Raw genomic sequence first — 19,349 nt, 5'->3', positions numbered from 1 at the left:
GGCGGAACGCTATTCCTCGCGCACCGACTCCACGCGACGGCGAACGCGGCGGGCCGCGGCGACCATATTGCGCAGAGCCGGATCGAGTTGCCAGTGGTGACGGGTCTTGAGGCCACCGTCGGGGTTCGCCCAGACCCGGTCCGGCCCCACTGCCGCCGCGGCGGCGGTCAGCAGTTCGTCCAGTTCGTCGATATCCGGGATCCGGGCCGAACGACTCTCGTACACACCCGGGCCGACCCCGTGGCTCGGGCCGTGGCCGGAGGCGTAATCCTCTTCCAGTGCTTTCAGCACCCATTCGATGGACCGGGTGGCGACGACGGCCGTCACGTCGGCGTCCAACTGCTCGATAGCCTCCACGATCTCCGTGCGCCCCGAGTACGGGATATGGGTGTGGATCTGGGTCGCCGGCGCCACGCCGGAGGTGGCGAGGCGGAAGGCACCGATGGCCCATCGCAGGTATTCGGCGCGGCCTTCGGGGCGGGCCGGCCACAGCTCCCGCAGTGCCGGTTCGTCGACCTGGATGATGCCTATCCCGGCCCGCTCCAGATCGACGACCTCGTCGCGGATGGCCAGTGCCACCTGATCGGCCGTCTCGTAGAGCGGCTGGTCCTGCCGCACGAACGAGCGCGCCACCATGGTGACGGGGCCGGTGACCATACCTTTCACCGGTTTATCGGTCAGCGACTGCGCATAGGTGATCCAGTCCACCGACATCGGGGCCGGCCGCGACACATCGCCGTAGATGATCGGCGGCCGCACACAGCGCGACCCGTACACCTGCACCCAGCCGAAATGGGTGGTGGCGAAACCGTCCAGCAGTTCGGCGAAGTACTGGATCATGTCGTTGCGCTCGTGTTCACCGTGCACCAGCACGTCGAGACCGATATCTTCCTGCAACGCGATCGTCGCGGCGATCTCCGCCTCGATCTTCTTGCGGTATTCGTCGTAGGACAACCGCCCCTCACCGAGCTGGTGGCGGGCCTGCCGCGCTTCGACGCTCTGCGGGTACGACCCGAGCGTGGTGGCCGGCACCAGCGGCAGTCGCAGTTTCTCCTGCTGCGCCGCCCGGCGCTCGGCATAGGGAGCGCGTTCGCGCATCTGCGGGGTGATGGCGTAGACCCGCTGCCGCACGGCGTGCTTCTGTTTGAAATGCACTTCGCCGGGACGTTTACGCCATTTGTCCGAGGGTCCCTCGGTGAGCGCTTTCGCCAGGGAGACGACTTCGCCGACTTTCTGCTTCGCGAATGCGAGCCGATCGGCCACATTTCCGGGGATTTCGTATTCGGCGAGCACATCGTAGGGCACGTGCAGCAGTGTGGTGCCGGTGGAAACCACCAGATCCGGGCACACCTTCGCGAGTTCGTTCAGATATTCCAGGGTCACGTAACGGTCGGCCCGCCACACGTTCGTACCGCTGATCACCCCCGCGTACAGCCTTTTACGCCGGATACCGGGAACACTCGCCAGATCCTCGGGCCGGATACGGTAGGTCGCGAGGTCCAGGCCGATCGCCTCGACTCCGGTACCGGCCAGAATCCGCAGGGCCTCCCCGAAATCACCGTACTGGCCGGTGACCAGGATGCGCGGCCGTAGCGGCGCCTTGGCCAGCCGGTCGTAGACACGTTCGAAAGCCGCGAGTTCGGTGGCCGAACGCTCGGCGGTGAAACACGGTTCGTCCAACTGCACGCAGGTGGCCCCGCGCCGGGCCAGGATCTCGAACAGCTCCTCGTAGACCGGTAGCAGCCGGTCCAGCAGGTCGATCGTGTCGAAGCCCGCGGATTCGCCGGGCACACTGCCTGCCTTGGAAAGCAGCAGCAACGACACCGGACCCAGCACCACCGGCCGTTGTTCGATCCCCTCGGCCATCGCCCGATCCCATTCATCGAGCAGGGCGTCGGCGTGCAGGGAGAATTCGGTGTCGGCATCGAGTTCCGGCTGCCGATAGTGGTAATTCGTGCCGAAGAAGCGAACCAATTCCAGTGGCGGTAGATCGGGTCGGCCGCGGGCCATCAGGAAATAGAAATCCAGCGGGTCGAGCCCGTTGCGGTATTCCTCGAAACGGGAGGGGACGGCACCGAAGAGCAGCGCGTTGTCCAGCACATGGTCATAGAAGGAGAAAGTGTTTCCCGGAACCTGGGTCAACCCGGTGGCGGCGAGCTCGTGGAACTGCTGCTCCTGGATATCGCGTCCGACCGCGCGCAGCTCTTCCCGGGTGATCGCCTGGCGCCAGTAAGCCTCGAGCGCGCGCTTCAGCTCACGGTGCGGACCGATCCGGGGGTACCCGAGCACACTCGAGCCGAACCCTTCACCGACGTTGACCATTGCCGACCTCCGTATTCATGGCGCCGCCTCCGGCGCCGCAGGGTCGGGGCCCTCGTGACCCCGGTTCTTCACTCCTACGCTCAGTCGCTGCGCTCCATCGCTCCGTCGCTCCAGAACCGGGGCGGGCCCCGACCTCGGATGCGGGCAATCCGGATAAACGCTACGTCCTACGACCCTCGAACGAGAGCTACCCGAGCGCGTCTGCAATATGCGACCTTCTGTCCCCACCGACACAACCACCCGAGCCGAGAGCTGCCGACGCAACCCCCCGAGCCCAAAGCCGCCGACGCACCCTCCGAGTCGAGTTTTACGTGACACCTCAAAGGTTGAGGCCCGTCTCGCCCTTGGCCGAAGGTGCTCAGGCGGCTGCATTCCCCGGACGGCCGACCGCACGTCGCATGCGCCGCAGGCGCGAGTCTCGAGGCCTGAACGGAGAGACATCAGGGGGGCCTCGACCCCGCGCGCGCCAGCGCGCCGAAAACACAGCACCTTTGCGAGCAGGCTCGTTCTCACCGGCACCTCCGGACCTTCACCAGCGAGCTCGCCTCACACCTTCACCAGCGAGCCCACCTCGCACCGTAGCGAAAGCCCGTCGCTCATTCGGTGACCCCGCTACGCCTTGTTGTACTGGTAGAACCCCGCCCCGGTCTTCTTGCCCAGCAGCCCTGCTTCGACCATGCGCATGAGCAGCGGCGGCGCCGAGTAGAGCGGTTCCTTGAATTCGCCGTACATCGAGTCGGCGATCGACTTCACCGTGTCGAGGCCGACCAGATCGGTGAGCGCGAGCGGCCCCATCGGGTGGGCGCAGCCGAGCACCATCGCCTTGTCGACGTCTTCTTTGGTGGCGAAGCCGGATTCGACCATGCGGATCGCCGAGAGCAGGTACGGCACCAGCAGCGCATTCACCACGAAGCCGGAGCGGTCGGAGGAGCGGACGATCTCCTTGCCGAGGACCTCGGCCGCGAACTTCTCGGCCCGCTCGGTGACGGCGGCGCTGGTCTTGAGAGTGGTCACCAGTTCGACGAGCGGCAGTACCGGCACCGGGTTGAAGAAGTGCATACCGACGACCCGCTCGGGGTTGTTGGTGGCCACGGCGATCTTCATGATCGGGATGGAGGACGTGTTGGAGGCCAGCACCGCACCCGGGTCGGTGACCACTTTGTCGAGTTCGGCGAAGATGGAGGTCTTGACCTTCTCGTCCTCCAGAACGGCTTCCACCACGAGCTGCCGGTCGGCGAAATCGCCGAGGTCGGAGGTGAACCGCAGCCGCCAGGCAGCCTGCTCGCGTTCACGCTCGGTGATCTTGCCGCTGCTCACGCCCCGGTCCAGGGACCGCAGGATTCGCGACCGGCCGGCGGCAGCGAGGTCCCGGGTCTGCTCGTACACCAGCACGTCGACATGCGCGCGAGCACACACCTCCGCGATGCCGGCGCCCATCTGACCGGCGCCGATGATTCCGACACGCTGAATCTTTTCGCTGCTCACGTCCCGCTCCTGATCAGTTGTGTAGGTCGGTGGGAACGAAGGTGTTGCTCTGGTGTGAGCGGAGCCTTCGACGGTGGAGTTCGTAGTTCGATATCAACGGTAGAGGGACCGAAGCCCCCTCGCCGGGCTGTGGCGAGGGGGCGGCGGGTACACCCCTACCGGGGTAGTGATTGCCGGTATCCGTCACGGATACCGCGCCCTGCTCAGTGGAACTGGCCCTCTTCGGTGGAGCCCTTCAGCGCCGCCGTCGAGGTGTTGGGGTCGACCGTGGTGGCGATGGTGTCGAAGTAGCCGGCACCGACCTCACGCTGGTGCTTGATGGCGGTGAAGCCACGCTCGGCGGCGGCCTTGAACTCGCGCTCCTGCAGGTCGACGAAGGCGGTCATACCCTCGCGGGCGTAACCGTAGGCCAGGTCGAACATGCCGTAGTTGAGCGAGTGGAAGCCGGCCAGGGTGATGAACTGGAACTTGAAGCCCATGGCACCCAGTTCACGCTGGAACTTCGCGATGGTGGCGTCGTCCAGGTGCGCCTTCCAGTTGAAGGACGGCGAGCAGTTGTAGGCCAGCAGCTGGTCCGGGAACTCGCTGCGGACGGACTCGGCGAACTTGCGGGCGACCTCGAGGTCCGGCACGCCGGTTTCCATCCAGATGAGGTCGGCGTAGGGCGCGTAGGCCTTGGCCCGCGCGATGCAGGGCTCGATGCCGTTCTTCACACCGAAGAACCCCTCGGCGGTGCGGGTGCCGTCGAGGAACTCGCGGTCGCGCTCGTCCACATCGGAGGTGATGAGGGTGGCGGCTTCGGCGTCGGTGCGGGCGATGATCACCGAGGGGACCTCGGCGACATCGGAGGCCAGGCGCGCGGAGGTGAGGGTGCGGATGTGCTGCTGGGTGGGGATCAGCACCTTGCCACCGAGGTGGCCGCACTTCTTCTCCGAGGCCAGCTGGTCTTCCCAGTGCACACCGGCGGCACCGGCGGCGATCATGGCCTTCTGCAGTTCGTAGGCGTTGAGCGCGCCACCGAAGCCGGCTTCGGCGTCGGCGACGATCGGGGCCAGCCAATTCTCGACGGAGGTGTCGCCTTCGACCTTGGCGATCTCGTCGGCGCGCAGCAGCGCGTTGTTGATGCGGCGGACCACGGCGGGCACCGAGTTGGCCGGGTAGAGGCTCTGGTCGGGGTAGGTGTGACCGGAGAGGTTCGCGTCACCGGCGACCTGCCAGCCCGACAGGTAGATGGCCTTGAGGCCGGCGCGGACCTGCTGCACGGCCATATTGCCGGTGAGGGCGCCGAGGGAGTTGATGTAGTCCTCGTTGTTCACCAGATCCCAGAGGATCTCCGAACCACGACGCGCGAGGGTCTGCTCTTCGACAACGGTGCCCTGCAGCTTCGTAACCTGCTCGGCGGTGTAGTTGCGGGTGACGCCCTTCCAGCGCGGGTTGGTATCCCAATCCTTCTGGATTTCCTCGGCGGTCTTCGGGGTGCCGGTGGTCGACATCTTGCGACTCCACTTCCTTGTTCGGTCGGTCCGCCGGTCCGCGTCGACGAAGCGTTTCCGCGTCGCACTGCTGGAACGACGATTTGCAGGCTTGCAATGCCCGGTGGGTGTACTTCCACACCATGGCACACCAACAAAATGCCGTCTACCTGTTGCTTCTGTGAATCTGAGCTAGGATCGCCCATCACTTTGCTAAGCCTGTGAAAGTTGCCGGCGCGTAGCCGCCGTCAAGTCTACTCACCAGTAGCTCTGACATGGGGTTTTAGCGTAACGCCCGTACTGTTAGCCGAGGCAGGTACCGAGGCCAGCTCCATCCACTCCGACGCGGCCCTGTGAGGACCTTCATAACTGATGTCAGCCGACTTCAGATGTGACGTGTATCCGAGCGAGACTCGCGGCAGGTCGGCAACAGATACAGCCGACAGCGGACGCACTCGGTTCGCGATCCGTACCGGCCCGGATTTCGGACCTGCCGCCGGATGCCTCCGCGACCCGGAACGAGCCGAGTCGACGGGCGACCTCGACCGGAAGAGGTCCCGTCGAGCACCGGCAAAGGTATGGGTATCGACCGAACGTCCGGTGGCGGGCCGGTTACGGCGGCAGGATTGTCACCGCCGCTTGCCATCGGTCCCCGTCCGGCCGGAGGTCCGTGAGGTCGAAATCCAGCTCCCGCCCGAGCAAAAGCTCCTTCTCTTCCGGTGTGGCGGACAGATCACCGATGTAAAAGGCCGGAGTGCCGGGCGGTACGGCGATTGTGGCATCGACATTCCGGCCCTCTACATTCTTCAGACCGTTCACCCCGCCGGGGTACATCGAGGTGCTGACGAAGTCACGAAACGTGCCCCGATAACCGGGAGTCACCTCCGTGATGTGGCGGTCGGGAAACAGCCTGCCGGCCTGGATGGTCTTGGTGACCTGAACCCACTCATGAGTCGCTTGCAGGCCCACGATCGCGTCGAGGCCCTCTGCCTGCTGCCGGGGGCCCGGGAACAGGGGGATGCCCTCCCGCAGAAAGTCGTTGATCAGCGTGCTGTCACCTCGGGTGTAATTCCAGAGCAACTGCCGCTGAGCGGGGTCGAGAAGGTCGGCGACAGCGCCCCACGTTCGCATTCCGTAGGCATGTGCCTCTTCGGCGTCGCGGAAGATCCTCGGCGTCGCGGCGGTAGCGCCGGGAAGGTGTGGGCCCCGGATCCCGGGGGCGTGCACGGCGGCGAGAACGGATCGTGCGGCCGATTCGTCGCCGCCGGGTATCAGGCGAGGTGCGTGCTGGAGCGGGGCGCCGATGATCTCGCGGATCTGCCGGGCGTCGGCGATTCCGAGTTGTTGCAGGTCATCGGCGAGTTTGGCAGTAAAACGGCGCATTGCTGCTGCCATCTCGTCGTACACACCGCTCCTGTTGTCCGTACCTGCCGCCCGATTCGCTCGCGGCCCGGCGAGTGACGTCGGGTGCCGATATCACAGGTTACTTTGTAATCCTCGAAGCTGATCACTCCTGGGAACGAACCCGTCCGGGCCACTTCTGGCGGCAGGCGGCCGGCAGGGTGAACACCCCAGAGGGTGTCCCTTCCCGCCTCCGGGGAGAACAACTCGCTGGTGGGCACGCAAGATTCCACAACATGCCCAGAAAGGGACAGTGTCGCCACACAACACTTGGCCAACCATTCATGTTCTCGCCCGACGAGATTTTCGCAGGCGTGCCAAATTCACAGAGAACAGCGCTAGGGTGTCCGTCACGTGCGCGGTCATCGGTGACGGGTGCCGATGGTGAGCGCCTGCCCTCCGTCGCACGGTGGGATCGGAGCTGTTGATGCGCGACATCGTCGACGACCTGCTGCAGGTGTGGCGTTCGGGCCGGACGGGCGGGCTGGCCACCATCGTGCGCACGGGTGGTCGGGTGGACATTCCGGTGGGCACATCGATGCTGGTGGACCCCGACGGAATGATCTACGGGACCATGGCGGCGACCGGGATAGAGGACACCGTCTACGAGTCGACTCTGCAGTCGGCCCGGACGGGACAGCGGGCGCTGCACCGGCTACCGGTGCCAGGCGGCGAAGGCGCGGTGATCGATGTGTTCACCGAACCGTTCTCCCGCGGACATTTCCCGGAATTCCCGACCATTGCCGCCGAAATAGTCGAACATCGCCGGGTCACGGTCTTCACAGTGGTGTGGAATCCGGAGCCCGGAATGATCGGTCAGCATCTGATCACCGACAAAAGGCACGCGACCGAACTCGTCTCGCTACCGCAGTCCGATATCTTCGTCGCCTCGTTCGCGCCGCCACCGCTGCTGGTGCTCTTCGGCGCCAATGCTGTCGCCGGGGCGCTGTCGGCGCAGGCGCAGCTCCTCGGCTACCGGGTCGCGGTCTGCGATCCGCGGCCCACGTTCGCGGTACCGGAATCGTTCCCCGGCGCGGAGGTGGTCTGCGATTGGCCGCACCGCTACCTGAACATGCTGGTCTCCGAGGGCGAGATCGATTCGTCCACCGGTATCGTTCTCGCCTCCCACGACCCACAGTTCGAGATCCCGCTGCTCACCGTCGCGCTGCGACTACCCGAGATCGGTTATATCGGCGCGGTCGGGTCGACGGTGTCGAGCGCGCGGCGCCTAGACGACCTGCGCGCGAGCGGATTCGACGATACGCAACTGGCCCGACTGCACTCCCCGGCCGGAATGGATATCGGCGCGGCGACGGCCACCGAGACGGCGCTGGCGGTGACTGCGGAAATGGTGGCCGCGCGCAACGGACGGCTCGGCCGGATCACGGTTCCCTTCCCCGCGGAGGCGGCGATCTGAGCGCGGTACCCGATCGCTCCGGGTCGCCGCGAAGGCGACCGAAATCACTCTTTCGATCCCGCCCCTCGATCTTGTGCCGGGCCGACTCTCGTGGACAGTGGTTCTCGTGATCCTCACCGTGACAATGAATCCCGCTTACGACGTGACCTACCGTGTCGAGAACTACACTCCCGGACTCGCGCATCGGGTCCGGTCGGTGGAGCAGCGTCTCGGCGGCAAGGGCATCAATGTCACCCGAGTGCTGAATCAGCTGGGCCGCTATGCCCGGGCCACGGGGTTCGCCGATCACGCTTTCGCCGCCGCCGCCGAGGCGGAGATGCCGGTGGATTTCGTGCACGCGCTGCCGTGGGTCCGGCGCACCGTGGTGATCAGCGAATCCGATACCGGCACCGCGACCGCGTTCCGGGAACCCGGCGCACGGATCTCGAATCCGCACGCCTCCGAACAGCTCGAGGTCCGGGTATCGGGGATGCTTCCGCATATCTCGGGTCTGGTGATCGCGGGCTCACTACCCGACGGTATCGATCCCGGCCTACCTGCCCGGATCGCTCGGGCGGCACTGGAGGCCGGGGTGCCCACGGTCTGCGACCTGCACGGACCCGCGTTGCGGATGTCTGCCCGAGTTCCGGGGGTGGTGCTGCTGACCGGTCTCGACGAGTTCGAATCGCTCACTCACTGCCGGCCCGAGACGCCGGAGGCAATGGTGACCGCGACCCGGCCGCTGGTGGATCGCGGGGTCGGCGCGGTGATCGTGACCCGGGGGCCGCTGGGCATGGTCGCGGTGACCCCGGACGGTTGCTGGGAGGCCCGTCTACCGGAGCCGCTGACCGGCAATCCGACCGGTGCGGGTGACCCGGTGGCCGCCGCCGTGATCGCGGCACTGGCCACCACAGAGACTCCGGATTGGCCGACGATCCTCGTCGACGCGGTCGCGACCTCGGCCGCCTCGGTGGTCATCCCGGTGGCCGGAGAGATAGATCGGCGCCTACGCGGTCATCTGGCGCCTACCGTACTGATCTCCGAATTGGAAACGACCGACCGGAAATCCGCCGAGGACTGATCGAACACCCCTGTGGTGGAACTCATTTCAAGACATACGGAGAGACCGAACTCCGATGTTCGCTGATATCGAGGGTTTTGCCGAGCGGCGGGAAGGCACGCTGAGGGCAGTTGGCGCGGTCGCACACCCGGCAACCCGCGCCGATGGGTGTGGCATTGGCCTCGCGCAGGTCGATGCCGTCGGCGTAGACCACCCGGGCCGCGTGCCGGATCTCGCAACCCAGCCCGATGGCGAAGGTCTTACTGGGCTGGCCGTACCGTGTCGCGCGCCGTTCCACCGTACGCGCCACCCACAAGTATTTGCGGCCGTCGGGCATCTGCGCGATCTGGGTCATTATCTTGCCGGGGTAGGCGAAGGTCTCGTACACGTTCCACAGCGGGCAGGTACCGCCGCTGGAGGAGAAATGGAAACCGGTGGCGGACTGCCGTTTCGACATGTTCCCGGCCCGGTCCACCCGGACGAACGAGAACGGCACTCCGCGTAGTTCCGGTCGCTGCAGCGTGGACAGGCGATGGCAGACGGTCTCGTAGCTCTGCGCGAAGAAGGCCGACAACCGTTCGATGTCATAGCGGAAACCCTCGGCCACCTCGTGGAAATAGGTATAGGGCAGCACGGTCGCCGCGGCGAAATAGTTGGCCAGACCGAGCATCGCGAGTTTGCGCGCGTCCGGTCCGGAGAAATTGCCCTCGTCCACCAGCTTCTCCAGCAGCTGCCCGCATTCGAAATAGGCCAGTTCGGCGGCGAGTTTGAACAGACGCTGGCCACCGGACAGGTGCGGCGCGATCTCGAGCACCTGATTGTCGGGGTCGTAGCGGTGCAGGACACCTTCACCGAGGTCGATACGTTCCACGATCCGCACACCGTGGGTGCGCAGCACCTTGGGGATCTCGCTGTGCGCGTCGCCGTTGTGGAAGCGGATGCGGTTGGCCAGTTCCTCCGCGGCGGTATCGAGTTCGTGAATATAGTTCTGCCGCTGGTAGAAGTAGTCGCGCACTTCCTCGTGCGGTTTGCTGATGGTGGCGCTACCGGAGCCGTCGGCGAATCTGTCCTCGGTCGCCGCGGCCAGCTGGGCGCTGGTGTTGCGGTAGCGGTTGTGCATGTTGACCAGGGCCCGGGCCATACTCGGATGGGCCGAGACCATCTCCGCGATCTCGCGGGCGTCGGCCTCGATACCCAGTTCCTGATCCATCACCACTTCCTGCAGTTCGGCGATGAGCCGGGTGTCGTCCTGCGGCGAGAAGAACGTCGCCTCGACCCCGAACACCTCGCTTATCCGCAGCAGAACCGGCACGGTGAGCGGTCGGACATCGTGCTCGATCTGGTTGAGATAGCTGGCCGAAATCTCCAGTTGCTGGGCCAGCGCCACCTGGCTGAGCCCGCGTTCGGTCCGCAGTTGCCGCAACCGGGCGCCGACATAAGTCTTGGCCATGCGTCCAGCTTAGGGGTCGTTCGCAGCGTGCGATACGCGGGTTAGCAAGAATTGCATATTCGCCTGTACGGTCGCCGTTCAGTGCGGCCAGCCGGGCGGATCCAGATGTGACAGCACCCGCTGCAGATCCATCTCGGAGGGCATCTCGTCGGTGACCTCGGTGATCATCACCTGGATATCGGTGCGGTCGATCGGGCGGTCCGGGGAATGCAGAACCTCCGCGGCGATCTCCTGGACCTCCTGATCGGTCAGCCGCCGCCGTAGCAGCGCGACCAGGGGAATGTAATCGGATTCCGGAACGCCCTCCGGATAACCCCGCCGGAGCCAGTCGACGATCGCACGCAGCACATGCGTCATCCTCGGTCCTCTTCCGGCTGGGCGATCTCGGCCAGCGGCGAGGCCAGCGGCCAGCCACCCGCGGCCAGATGGGAGGCCACCCGCGCGATGTCCTCCGGGCCCGCCTGTTCCCGGGCATGCTGGCTCACCGCCGCCTCTACCTCGGCATGGGTGATCTCCCGGTCGTCGCGGTCGCGCACCAGCTCCTCGGCGACCAGCACGACCTCGTACTCAGTCAGGTCCCGGTGCAACACGGCGAACAGCGCCACATAGTCCGATTGCGGCACACCCTGCGGATATCCGGCCCGCAGCCAGGCCAGAACCCGGGCGAGCAGACCCGACCGTTCCGGCGGCACCCCGTTCTCGGCGGTCATCTCAAGCCTGCCCGAAAAGGTGGATGCCGAGGCGGTGCGCGAGGAACGCCTTCGCGACGAACAGCACCCCCGCGACGACGACAGCAACCACGGCGAACAGGCAGGCACAGGCACCGATGAGCGCCGCCGGATGCCGCCGGACCGACCCGTCGGCTCCCGTCGTCTCGGCGGCCGACCACAACCGCACCCCGAGCGCGAACACCATCGGCAGCCCGGCACCCAGCACGAGCGCCGCCAGCGTCACCTCCCCCAGCGATCTCAGATTCGTCAGAACCGTGCCCATGAAACCTCCATCGAATCAGGCACCCGCAGCCCACAGGGGCCGCAACAAAGACGGAAGCACCGCATCACGCAACCTCCGTCGAACTCGGCACATACGGCCCGCGGAGGCCGTAGCGAAGGCGGAGGTATCGCACCGTCGAACTCGGCACATACGGCCCGCGGAGGCCGTAGCGAAGGCGGAGGTATCGCAGCATCAAGAAGCCTCCTCGGACGTGGATCCGGCGACCGGTGGCTGCTCCACCGGCCGGGGCAGGGCCTGCTCGGGATCGGCGGTGGGCGGATCGTTGACATTGCCACTGGACACCTTGTCCCGTAGCGAGCGCCGGTAGATGAGCCCCGCGAGGGCGATCAGCAGCGCGAAGACCACCAGTACGCCCGCCAGTCCGCCGATGTAGTGCGCGAGCGCCCAGCAGATGGCGCCCGCGATACCGGCGGCCGGGAGGGTGAGCAGCCATGCCACGACCATCCGGCCCATGACGCCCCAGCGCACCTCGGCGCCCTTGCCGAGCCCGGAACCGAGTATCGCACCGGTGACGGTCTGTGTCGTGGAGAGCGGCAGGCCGAAGTGGGCGGAGGTCAGAATGATCGCCGCGGAGGCCGATTCGGCCGACAGCCCCTGTGGTGAATCGATATCGACCAGCCGCTTGCCGAGCGTGCGGATGATCCGCCAGCCACCCAGATAGGTTCCGGCGGCGATAGCGCACGCACAGGCGGCCATCACCCACAGCGGCATCGCCGAATCCGGGGAGAGCTCACCATAGGCGACCAGAGCCAGGAAGATGACGCCCATCGTCTTCTGCGCGTCGTTGGTGCCGTGGGCCAGCGAAACCAGTGATGCCGAGCCGACCTGCCCCCACCGGAACCCGCTGGTCACCTTGTCCGGATCGGCATTGCGGGTGATCCGGTATACGGCCCAGGTCCCGATGGTGGAGACCAGGCCGGCGACCACCGGCGCCAGCAGGGCGGGAATCACGATCTTGTTGATCACCCCGCCGTTGTCGGAGACCCACACCACCCCGCTCCATCCCAGCGCGGCGAGGGTCGCGCCGATCAGCCCGCCGAACAGCGCGTGCGACGAACTCGACGGCAAGCCGAACAGCCAGGTGAGGAGGTTCCAGAGAATGCCGCCGACCAGCCCCGCGTAGACGATGATGAGCAGCGAATGCCCGGATACTTCGTTCAACCGCACGATTCCCTCGGCCACCGTCGCGGCCACCGCCACCGACAGGAACGCACCCACCAGGTTCAGGATCGCCGACAACGCGACGGCAACTCGGGGGCGCAGCGCACCGGTGGCAATGGAGGTCGCCATCGCGTTGGCCGTGTCGTGGAAACCATTGGTGAAATCGAAAGCCAACGCCGTGACAATGACGACCAGAAGGATCAGTAGCTCAACTGTCACGCCAAGCATTGTGCGTCATGGACCGTCCGGTCTGGTCCGCCGGGATCGGCCGATCACCGAAAGGCGGCGGCCACCTGCGTGAACCCGGGGGCACGCCGCCGATCGTCACGCGGGCGCCGGTTCGCGCTCGGGCCGTACGAGTTCACCGGCTGTCGCCGCGATCCGCCGCGCGATCATGCCCAGGCACGCGCAGACCACGATCACGATGCCCATCGGCACCCCGGTGGCCGGACCGCCGAGCCCGACCAGCGGGGAAACGACCGCGCCGAGCGTGAACTGCAACGCACCCATCAACGCCGATGCCGTACCGGCGGCATGGCGGGCCCGGCCGATCGCCAGCGCGCTCGCGGTGCCCATGACCGTCGGTGTGGCGGCGACCATCACGAAGAGCACCGGCAGCACCGCTGCCGCCGGTGCCCCGATTGCCAGCAACACGAGCAGCGCGGTCCCCGACACCAGGATCACCGCCTGGCCGATCCGCAGGATCGGCCCCGGCCCGAACCTGCCCACGAGCCGGGAGACCACCACGCCCGCCGCGATCATCCCGGCCGCATTGGTGGCGAAGACGATCGTGTACACCCGGTTGGACATTCCGAGCACGTTCTCGATCACGAACGGAGAAGCCGAGATATAGGACATCATCCCGGCGAACCCCAGCGCGAAGGCGAAGATATAGCCGAGGTAGCCGCGATCGGAGCCGATCCCCCGCAGAGTTCGCAGGGTGCCGGCCGCGCCTTCGGTATGCCGCCGCTCCGGCGGCAGCGATTCCGGGACCACGACCAGCGCGCCCAGGAACATCAGCAGGAAGATCCCGCTCAACGCCCAGAATTCGGCACGCCATCCGGCCGACACCAGAATCCCGCCGAGCAGCGGCGCCACCACCGGGGCGATCCCGCCGATGGCGGAAAACAGCGTGAAGATCCGGGCGGTCGCCGCGCCCTCGGTGCGGTCGGCACCCACCGCGCGGCCGATGACCAGGCCCGCGGACGCGGTCAGCCCCTGCACGAAGCGCATGGCGATCAGTAACCAGATCGTGGGGGCCGCGGCGCAGATCACCGTCACGACGACGGTGACGGCGGTCGCCACCACCAGCGGTCTGCGGCGGCCGAGGCGATCGGAGAGCGGTCCGATGAGCAGCTGACCGGCCGCGAGCCCGACCAGGAACGCGGTAAGGGTGAGCTGCACGCTCGCCGCGGTGGTACCGAGATCGGCGGCGAGCTCGGTGAACGCGGGCAGATACATATCCACCGCGAACGGCGCCGCGGCCGACAGCAGTGCCAGCACCACCAGCAGCAGTCCCGATACCCCGGGTCGTGTACGAATCGGCAGCACGGCGCCTCCTCCCGAAATACTTATTTATGAATACATAAGCTAACATGGCCAGAGTGAGCAACCCCCCGGATCTCCGCGCGCTGGACAGCGCGCTGAGGGATGTCGCGCGAGCCGTACGCAGAGCGACACCGCGCCTCGCCGGCGCCGAACCGCTCACCGATACCCAGTTCGAGGTGTTGCGCATCGTCGTGCACAACCCGGGCACTGCCCCCGGCGAACTTGCCACGCTGACCGGTATGCAGCCGAGCAATATGAGCGTGACGTTGCGTCAACTGGCCGAATACGGACTCATCGATCGCGAACCCGATCCCGCCGACCGCCGGTGCAGCCGGATCTCACCCACCGAGAAGGCCATAGCCCACGCTCGCGAAATGGAGGCGGTACGCACCGGGCTGGTCCTCGACGCTCTCGCCGGCCTCGAGCCGGCCGACCGGGACAGTCTGACGGCGGCCGTCGGCGGCCTGCGCGCGCTGGCCGCCGCACTCACCGGCGCGACGGCACCCCGCGTCGGCCGGTCGCGCGCGAGTTGAGCCGCGGCGTACCGGGAGCGGCCCGACCGTTGCGACGGGCCGCCGTCGATCCGATCAGAACGCCTCTTCCGGCATACTCATGATGTCGGTGTCGATCGCCGCGATGATCGCCTTGGTCGCGGTGAGCGTGGGCAGCACGTTCTTCGCGAAGAAGCTCGCCACCCCCACCTTGCCGGTATAGAACGGCCGGTCGCGCTCGCTTGCCGCGGCCAGAGCCGCGCCGGCGACCTCGGCCTGGACCAGCAGCCGCCAGCCGATCAGCAGATCTCCGACCGCGAGCAGGAACCGCACCGAGCCGAGTCCGACCTTGTACAGCTCGGACGGGTCGGTCTGGGCGGCCACGGCATAACCGGTCAGCGACCCCGCCATCGCCTGCACATCTTCGAGCGCGGTACGCAGCAGGGCCCGTTCGGTGTCCAGCCGGCCGGTGGGCGAATCCAGGAAGGTGACGATCTGACCGAAGATCTGCCCGGCCGCGGCGCCCTTGTCCCGGATGATCTTGCGGAAGAAGAAGTCCTGCGCCTGGATGGCGGTGGTGCCCTCGTACAGCGAGTCGATCTTGGCGTCGCGGATGTACTGCTCGATCGGGTAGTCCTGCAGATAGCCCGAACCGCCCAGGGTCTGCAGCGATTCGGTCAGGTACTGGTAGGCCCGCTCCGAACCCACGCCCTTGACGATCGGCAACAGGAAATCGTCCATCCGATGGGCGGTTTCGGCGTCGACCCCGGAAACCAGTTCCGCCACATCGGCGTTCTGATGGATCGCGGTGTAGAGATAGACCGCGCGCATACCCTCGGCGTAGGCCTTCTGCATGGCCAGGCTGCGCCGCACATCGGGATGGTGGGTGATGGTCACCCGTGGCGCGGTCTTGTCCGACATCTGGGTCAGATCGGCGCCCTGTACCCGCTCCTTCGCGTACGCGAGCGCGTTCAGGTAGCCGGTGGAGAGGGTCCCACTGGATTTGACGCCCACCATCATGCGGGCGTTCTCGATGACCTTGAACATCTGGGCGATACCGTCGTGGTTGTCCCCGACCAGCCATCCCACGGCGGGTTTGTCGCCACCGAAGGTGAGCTCACAGGTGGGCGAGGACTTCAGGCCCATCTTGTGCTCGACATTGGTGACGTAGACCCCGTTGCGCTCGCCCAGTTCCAGAGTCTGCGGATCGAACAGGAATTTCGGTACATAGAACAGCGACAGCCCCTTGGTGCCCGGTCCCGCGCCCTCGGGCCGCGCCAGCACCAGGTGGAAGACGTTCTCCGCGGTGTCGCCGACATCGGCGCCGGAGATGAAGCGTTTGACACCGTCGATATGCCAGGTGCCGTCGGGCTGTTCGACAGCCTTGGTCCGGCCGGCGCCCACATCCGAACCCGCATCGGGCTCGGTGAGCACCATGGTGCCCTGCCAGTGCCGGTCGAAACCGGCGGCGGCCCAATGCTTCTGCTGTTCGTTGCCGATTCCGAACAGAACCTGCGCCATCACCGCGCCCATATCGAAGAACACCGCGGACGGGTTGGCGCAGGTGATCATTTCGCTGACCGCCCAGCACAGCGCGGCGGGCGCCGGCATACCGCCCATCTCCGCGGGCTTGCCGAGACGGTTCCAGCCGGCATCGCGGACGGCGTGCACGGTCTTGGCGAGAGCTTCCGGGACAGTAACCGAATGTGTCTCGGGCACGAATTCCACCGGATCCCGGTCGGCGGCCGCGAAGGAATCCGCCACCGGCCCCTCGGCCAGGCGTTTGACCTCGGCCAGGATCTCCCGTGCGGTATCGGTGTCCAGATCCCCGTATGCGCCGGAATCGAGAATCTTGCCCAGCTCGAACACCTCGAACAGGTTGAACTCGATATCACGCAGATTCGCCTGGTAGTGACCCACGGCTGTCCTCCTGGTCGGTGCGCTCGGCGGCCGGGCCGACCGCCTGGTTACAGGCTTTTCGACATCGTACGAACGCCAAGCGTGCCGGACGCGGCGCCGGGTACGCAACCGTAGCCTCGGCCCGGCCGCTCACCGGGCCGGAAGGGGTGTCCGGGACAGCATTCGCGCTCGCTCAGCACCCGGGTTGCAGTGGCCAGCACTCCACCGGGCCACCGGACACCGGGACAGTCGGTTCGACCGTGGTACTCGGCGGCGCTGCCGGCCCGGTGGCAGGCCCGTCGGCCAGCAGGGATCCCACGATCGCGCCCAGCACCACGATCATGCCCAGCACCGCCACGGTGAGCACCACCCAGCCGACGGCGTCCTGAGTTCGACCCGAATCCGGGCGGCGCCAACTCGGCCGCTGCCGCGGCGTCCTGGGCGGCTCCGGCAGTTTGTCCTCGAAACCCGCGGCGATCAGCTCACCGCGTTCCGGCGCCCAACCGGTGAGCGCCCGGGTCGCCGCGCAGACCCGGCCCAGCGTCCAGCGCGGCGGCCCGGGCGCGAAATTCTCCAGGAAGATCCGGAGTTCGGTGGACTCGACCGCATTGCCGACCACCACATCCAGACCGGGTCGCAGCGTTTCCCGACCCGGCCGCAGGACCGCACCCCGCATGGGGACCAACACCACCGCGCCGCACAGCTGCCCGGGATCGTAGGTGGCACGTTCGAAGGTCAGCTCGACCTCCCGCATCGCCGTCTCCAGTTGCCGCACCGGGTTCGCACCGAAGTCCAGTTCCAGATCGGCCGTGGCGTCGCCCACCCGCCACGGCCGTTCCTGGGACACCGTCAGCACCCCGCTCTGCCGACTGCGGAACCCGACCACATCGAGTACGAGGACACCCTGCGGCGTCCAGATCACCGCGCCGATCTGCCGGGTTCCGCGCTGGGTACCGATTCGCAGGTTCACGATGGCCAGGCCGGTCGTCGGCAATTGCCGCAGGCATTCCACGAATTCTTGTTCGGCCGCGGATAGTTCCGCCCGATCGTCGACCTTCACCAGCATCGTGCTCTACCTCTGCCGTGTGTCGTTACCCCTCATGCCGCCACCGACCCCCATGTCGGCAACGGCCCGCCAGCCACTTTCGTACCACTCATATGACCTGCGGTTCAGGCGAATCGGCAATCAGCGCCCCGGATCCGCGACCGTAACCCCCGATCCGGTGGGCACACCGACCTCAGACCCATTGCACGAGTTGGTAGATGATCCCGTTCGCATCCGCGGTCTGGAAGTAGCGCTCACCCCATTCCTCGGTCTCGATCGGGGTGATGATCGGAACTCCCGCGGCGCGCAACCGGCTGTATTCGGTATCGATATCGGGCACCACGAACACCACCAGCAATCCGTCACCGGCGGCACCGGCGGCGTGTGCGGGTTTGAAGGTGGACAGACCGGTGCGCAGATAGATGAGGTTCATCGCGGCCTCCGGATGAACCAGTGAGACGAAACCGTCGGCCGCCATCTGCTCGGTGAAGCCGAAATGAGTGGTGACGAACTCCGCCGAAACGGCGGGCTCGGCGACGTTGAGCGATACAGCGGTACCGGTGATTCGCATTCGACCTCCGCATTTCCAAAACTACGTATGATGTACGAAGTTATTTTTACCCGCCCTTCGGTCGATGCGCATCGTGATGTACCTCATAACGCGAGCGAAAGGCGCGGCAGGCGCCGGCCGGGTGATACCGACCGGTCGCGCCCGGCACAACCTTCTTTCGTTGGCTAACCTCTTGCCATGCCTGACGCCCGGCCCGCCGATGAACCGACAATCGCCCTGGTATTGGGAGGCGGTGGCCCGGTCGGCATCGCCTGGCTGAGCGGCCTCGCCCTCGGCCTGCGCGACGCCGGAATCGATCTGTCACTGGCCGACCGGATCATCGGCACCTCAGCGGGAGCGGTCGTCGGCGCGGCCCTGGCATCCGGGATCGACCTCGCCACACTGCTCACTCCGGCGCCCCGGTCGGCCGAACCGACACGGCACAACTACGCGCCGCTGCTCGAGATAGCCGCCCTGCTGCGCGCGGTCGACCAAGACCGCGATCTGGTACTCCAGCGAGTCGGCGAATTGGCGCTCGGCGCGGGCACCGGCGATCCGGCGGTACATATCGACCGCATCGGATCCCTGGTCGGGTTCGCCGAATGGCCCGCGAGTGAGCTGCTGATCACCGCGATCGATATCGGCACGGGCACCCTGACCGCCTGGACCCGGGGCGGCGCGGCCACCCTCGTACAGGCACTCGCCTCCAGCACCGCGGTTCCCGGCGTCTTCCCACCGATCGAAATCGACGGGCACCACTACATCGACGGCGGAGTCCGGTCGACCGTCAATGCCGATCTCGCCACGGGCCACGACGTGATCGTGATCCTGGAACCGCTGGCACATGTGTACCCGCGCACGCGCGCCGACCGGCAACTCGGTGGTGCGCGCGAGATCTCGATATGCCCGGACGACACCGCGGCCGCCGCCTTCGGAGCCGATCTGTTCGCCGATTCCGCACTGGGCCCGGCCTTCGAATCGGGTGTCCGCCAGGCGGCGACGGCAGCGGCCGAACTGAAACAGTTCTGGCCTGCCACATCGGCCGCCGATTAGGC

At 66.6% G+C, this 19,349-nt stretch carries 17 protein-coding genes; 4 read left to right on the top strand and 13 right to left on the bottom strand.

The genetic code is table 11. The annotated features are described in order from the left end of the window. Positions 1-9: 9 nt before the first annotated feature. The 4 genes from metE to ACWCPQ_RS14135 all read right to left on the bottom strand — a co-directional run bounded on the left by metE (position 10) and on the right by ACWCPQ_RS14135 (position 6,686). Positions 10-2,322 carry a 5-methyltetrahydropteroyltriglutamate--homocysteine S-methyltransferase gene (metE, locus tag ACWCPQ_RS14150; RefSeq protein ID WP_449898388.1) on the bottom strand — a complete coding sequence of 771 codons (2,313 nt, stop codon included), beginning with the start codon at positions 2,320-2,322 and terminating at the stop codon, positions 10-12. Between the two features lie 612 nt (positions 2,323-2,934). Continuing rightward, a complete protein-coding gene (locus ACWCPQ_RS14145; protein ID WP_449898386.1) occupies positions 2,935-3,807 on the bottom strand; it encodes a 3-hydroxybutyryl-CoA dehydrogenase in 873 nt (290 codons plus the stop codon). 203 nt (positions 3,808-4,010) lie between these two features. Further along, on the bottom strand, positions 4,011-5,300 hold the full coding sequence (gene aceA / locus ACWCPQ_RS14140) for an isocitrate lyase (protein WP_449898384.1): 1,290 nt from the start codon (positions 5,298-5,300) through the stop codon (positions 4,011-4,013). Positions 5,301-5,891: 591 nt separating this feature from the next. After that, positions 5,892-6,686, bottom strand: a complete 795-nt coding sequence (locus tag ACWCPQ_RS14135) for an ADP-ribosyltransferase (RefSeq protein ID WP_449898382.1) — start codon at positions 6,684-6,686, stop codon at positions 5,892-5,894. Positions 6,687-7,107: 421 nt separating this feature from the next. Here ACWCPQ_RS14135 and ACWCPQ_RS14130 point away from each other — a divergent pair, with 421 nt between their 5' ends. Both ACWCPQ_RS14130 and ACWCPQ_RS14125 read left to right on the top strand, forming a co-directional pair. After that, on the top strand, positions 7,108-8,097 hold the full coding sequence (locus ACWCPQ_RS14130) for an XdhC family protein (RefSeq protein WP_449898380.1): 990 nt from the start codon (positions 7,108-7,110) through the stop codon (positions 8,095-8,097). A gap of 106 nt (positions 8,098-8,203) precedes the next feature. Then, positions 8,204-9,157: a hexose kinase gene (locus tag ACWCPQ_RS14125; protein ID WP_449898377.1), complete on the top strand. Its 954-nt coding sequence runs from the start codon at positions 8,204-8,206 to the stop codon at positions 9,155-9,157. Positions 9,158-9,179: 22 nt separating this feature from the next. Here the strand turns inward: ACWCPQ_RS14125 and ramB are convergent, their stop codons facing one another. The 6 genes from ramB to ACWCPQ_RS14095 form a co-directional block, all read right to left on the bottom strand. Further along, on the bottom strand, positions 9,180-10,586 hold the full coding sequence (ramB, locus tag ACWCPQ_RS14120; protein ID WP_449898374.1) for an acetate metabolism transcriptional regulator RamB: 1,407 nt from the start codon (positions 10,584-10,586) through the stop codon (positions 9,180-9,182). Positions 10,587-10,664: 78 nt separating this feature from the next. Beyond that, complete coding sequence (locus ACWCPQ_RS14115) at positions 10,665-10,943, bottom strand: DUF3349 domain-containing protein (RefSeq protein WP_449898372.1); 279 nt, start codon at positions 10,941-10,943, stop codon at positions 10,665-10,667. Then, positions 10,940-11,296, bottom strand: a complete 357-nt coding sequence (locus ACWCPQ_RS14110; protein WP_449898369.1) for a DUF3349 domain-containing protein — start codon at positions 11,294-11,296, stop codon at positions 10,940-10,942. Before ACWCPQ_RS14110 ends, ACWCPQ_RS14115 begins: the two co-directional genes overlap by 4 nt. A gap of 1 nt (position 11,297) precedes the next feature. Then, complete coding sequence (locus ACWCPQ_RS14105; protein ID WP_449898367.1) at positions 11,298-11,579, bottom strand: hypothetical protein; 282 nt, start codon at positions 11,577-11,579, stop codon at positions 11,298-11,300. A 192-nt stretch (positions 11,580-11,771) separates the two neighbouring features. Then, positions 11,772-12,980, bottom strand: a complete 1,209-nt coding sequence (locus ACWCPQ_RS14100) for an anion permease (RefSeq protein ID WP_449898365.1) — start codon at positions 12,978-12,980, stop codon at positions 11,772-11,774. 105 nt (positions 12,981-13,085) lie between these two features. Further along, complete coding sequence (locus ACWCPQ_RS14095; RefSeq protein ID WP_449898363.1) at positions 13,086-14,312, bottom strand: multidrug effflux MFS transporter; 1,227 nt, start codon at positions 14,310-14,312, stop codon at positions 13,086-13,088. 53 nt (positions 14,313-14,365) lie between these two features. Between ACWCPQ_RS14095 and ACWCPQ_RS14090 the strand changes: the two genes are divergently transcribed. Further along, positions 14,366-14,842 carry a MarR family winged helix-turn-helix transcriptional regulator gene (locus ACWCPQ_RS14090; protein ID WP_449898361.1) on the top strand — a complete coding sequence of 159 codons (477 nt, stop codon included), beginning with the start codon at positions 14,366-14,368 and terminating at the stop codon, positions 14,840-14,842. A 54-nt stretch (positions 14,843-14,896) separates the two neighbouring features. On the opposite strand, the gene ACWCPQ_RS14085 is transcribed toward ACWCPQ_RS14090, so the two are convergent. The 3 genes from ACWCPQ_RS14085 to ACWCPQ_RS14075 all read right to left on the bottom strand — a co-directional run bounded on the left by ACWCPQ_RS14085 (position 14,897) and on the right by ACWCPQ_RS14075 (position 18,315). Beyond that, on the bottom strand, positions 14,897-16,720 hold the full coding sequence (locus ACWCPQ_RS14085; protein WP_449898359.1) for an acyl-CoA dehydrogenase: 1,824 nt from the start codon (positions 16,718-16,720) through the stop codon (positions 14,897-14,899). Between the two features lie 172 nt (positions 16,721-16,892). Then, entirely contained in the window at positions 16,893-17,765 is an 873-nt protein-coding gene (locus ACWCPQ_RS14080) for a nuclease-related domain-containing protein (RefSeq protein ID WP_449898357.1), read from the bottom strand. A gap of 172 nt (positions 17,766-17,937) precedes the next feature. Continuing rightward, the gene (locus ACWCPQ_RS14075; RefSeq protein WP_449898355.1) at positions 17,938-18,315 is read right to left on the bottom strand and encodes a VOC family protein; all 378 of its coding nucleotides are present in this window, start codon (positions 18,313-18,315) and stop codon (positions 17,938-17,940) included. Between the two features lie 177 nt (positions 18,316-18,492). Here ACWCPQ_RS14075 and ACWCPQ_RS14070 point away from each other — a divergent pair, with 177 nt between their 5' ends. Beyond that, complete coding sequence (locus ACWCPQ_RS14070) at positions 18,493-19,347, top strand: patatin-like phospholipase family protein (RefSeq protein ID WP_449898353.1); 855 nt, start codon at positions 18,493-18,495, stop codon at positions 19,345-19,347. Positions 19,348-19,349: the final 2 nt, after the last annotated feature.

It is taken from the genome of Nocardia sp. NPDC001965 (assembly GCF_053594175.1).
This window is presented reverse-complemented; position numbering and strand designations above follow the sequence as displayed.

Bases quoted from the DNA above. Each gene is read 5' to 3' on its own strand.
- metE (WP_449898388.1), bottom strand. From the start codon at position 2,322: ATGGTCAACGTCGGTGAAGGGTTCGGCTCGAGTGTGCTCGGGTACCCC.
- aceA (WP_449898384.1), bottom strand. From the start codon at position 5,300: ATGTCGACCACCGGCACCCCGAAGACCGCCGAGGAAATCCAGAAGGAT.
- ACWCPQ_RS14130 (WP_449898380.1), top strand. From the start codon at position 7,108: ATGCGCGACATCGTCGACGACCTGCTGCAGGTGTGGCGTTCGGGCCGG.
- ramB (WP_449898374.1), bottom strand. From the start codon at position 10,586: ATGGCCAAGACTTATGTCGGCGCCCGGTTGCGGCAACTGCGGACCGAA.
- ACWCPQ_RS14115 (WP_449898372.1), bottom strand. From the start codon at position 10,943: ATGACGCATGTGCTGCGTGCGATCGTCGACTGGCTCCGGCGGGGTTAT.
- ACWCPQ_RS14110 (WP_449898369.1), bottom strand. From the start codon at position 11,296: ATGACCGCCGAGAACGGGGTGCCGCCGGAACGGTCGGGTCTGCTCGCC.
- ACWCPQ_RS14105 (WP_449898367.1), bottom strand. From the start codon at position 11,579: ATGGGCACGGTTCTGACGAATCTGAGATCGCTGGGGGAGGTGACGCTG.
- ACWCPQ_RS14080 (WP_449898357.1), bottom strand. From the start codon at position 17,765: ATGCTGGTGAAGGTCGACGATCGGGCGGAACTATCCGCGGCCGAACAA.
- ACWCPQ_RS14075 (WP_449898355.1), bottom strand. From the start codon at position 18,315: ATGCGAATCACCGGTACCGCTGTATCGCTCAACGTCGCCGAGCCCGCC.
- ACWCPQ_RS14070 (WP_449898353.1), top strand. From the start codon at position 18,493: ATGCCTGACGCCCGGCCCGCCGATGAACCGACAATCGCCCTGGTATTG.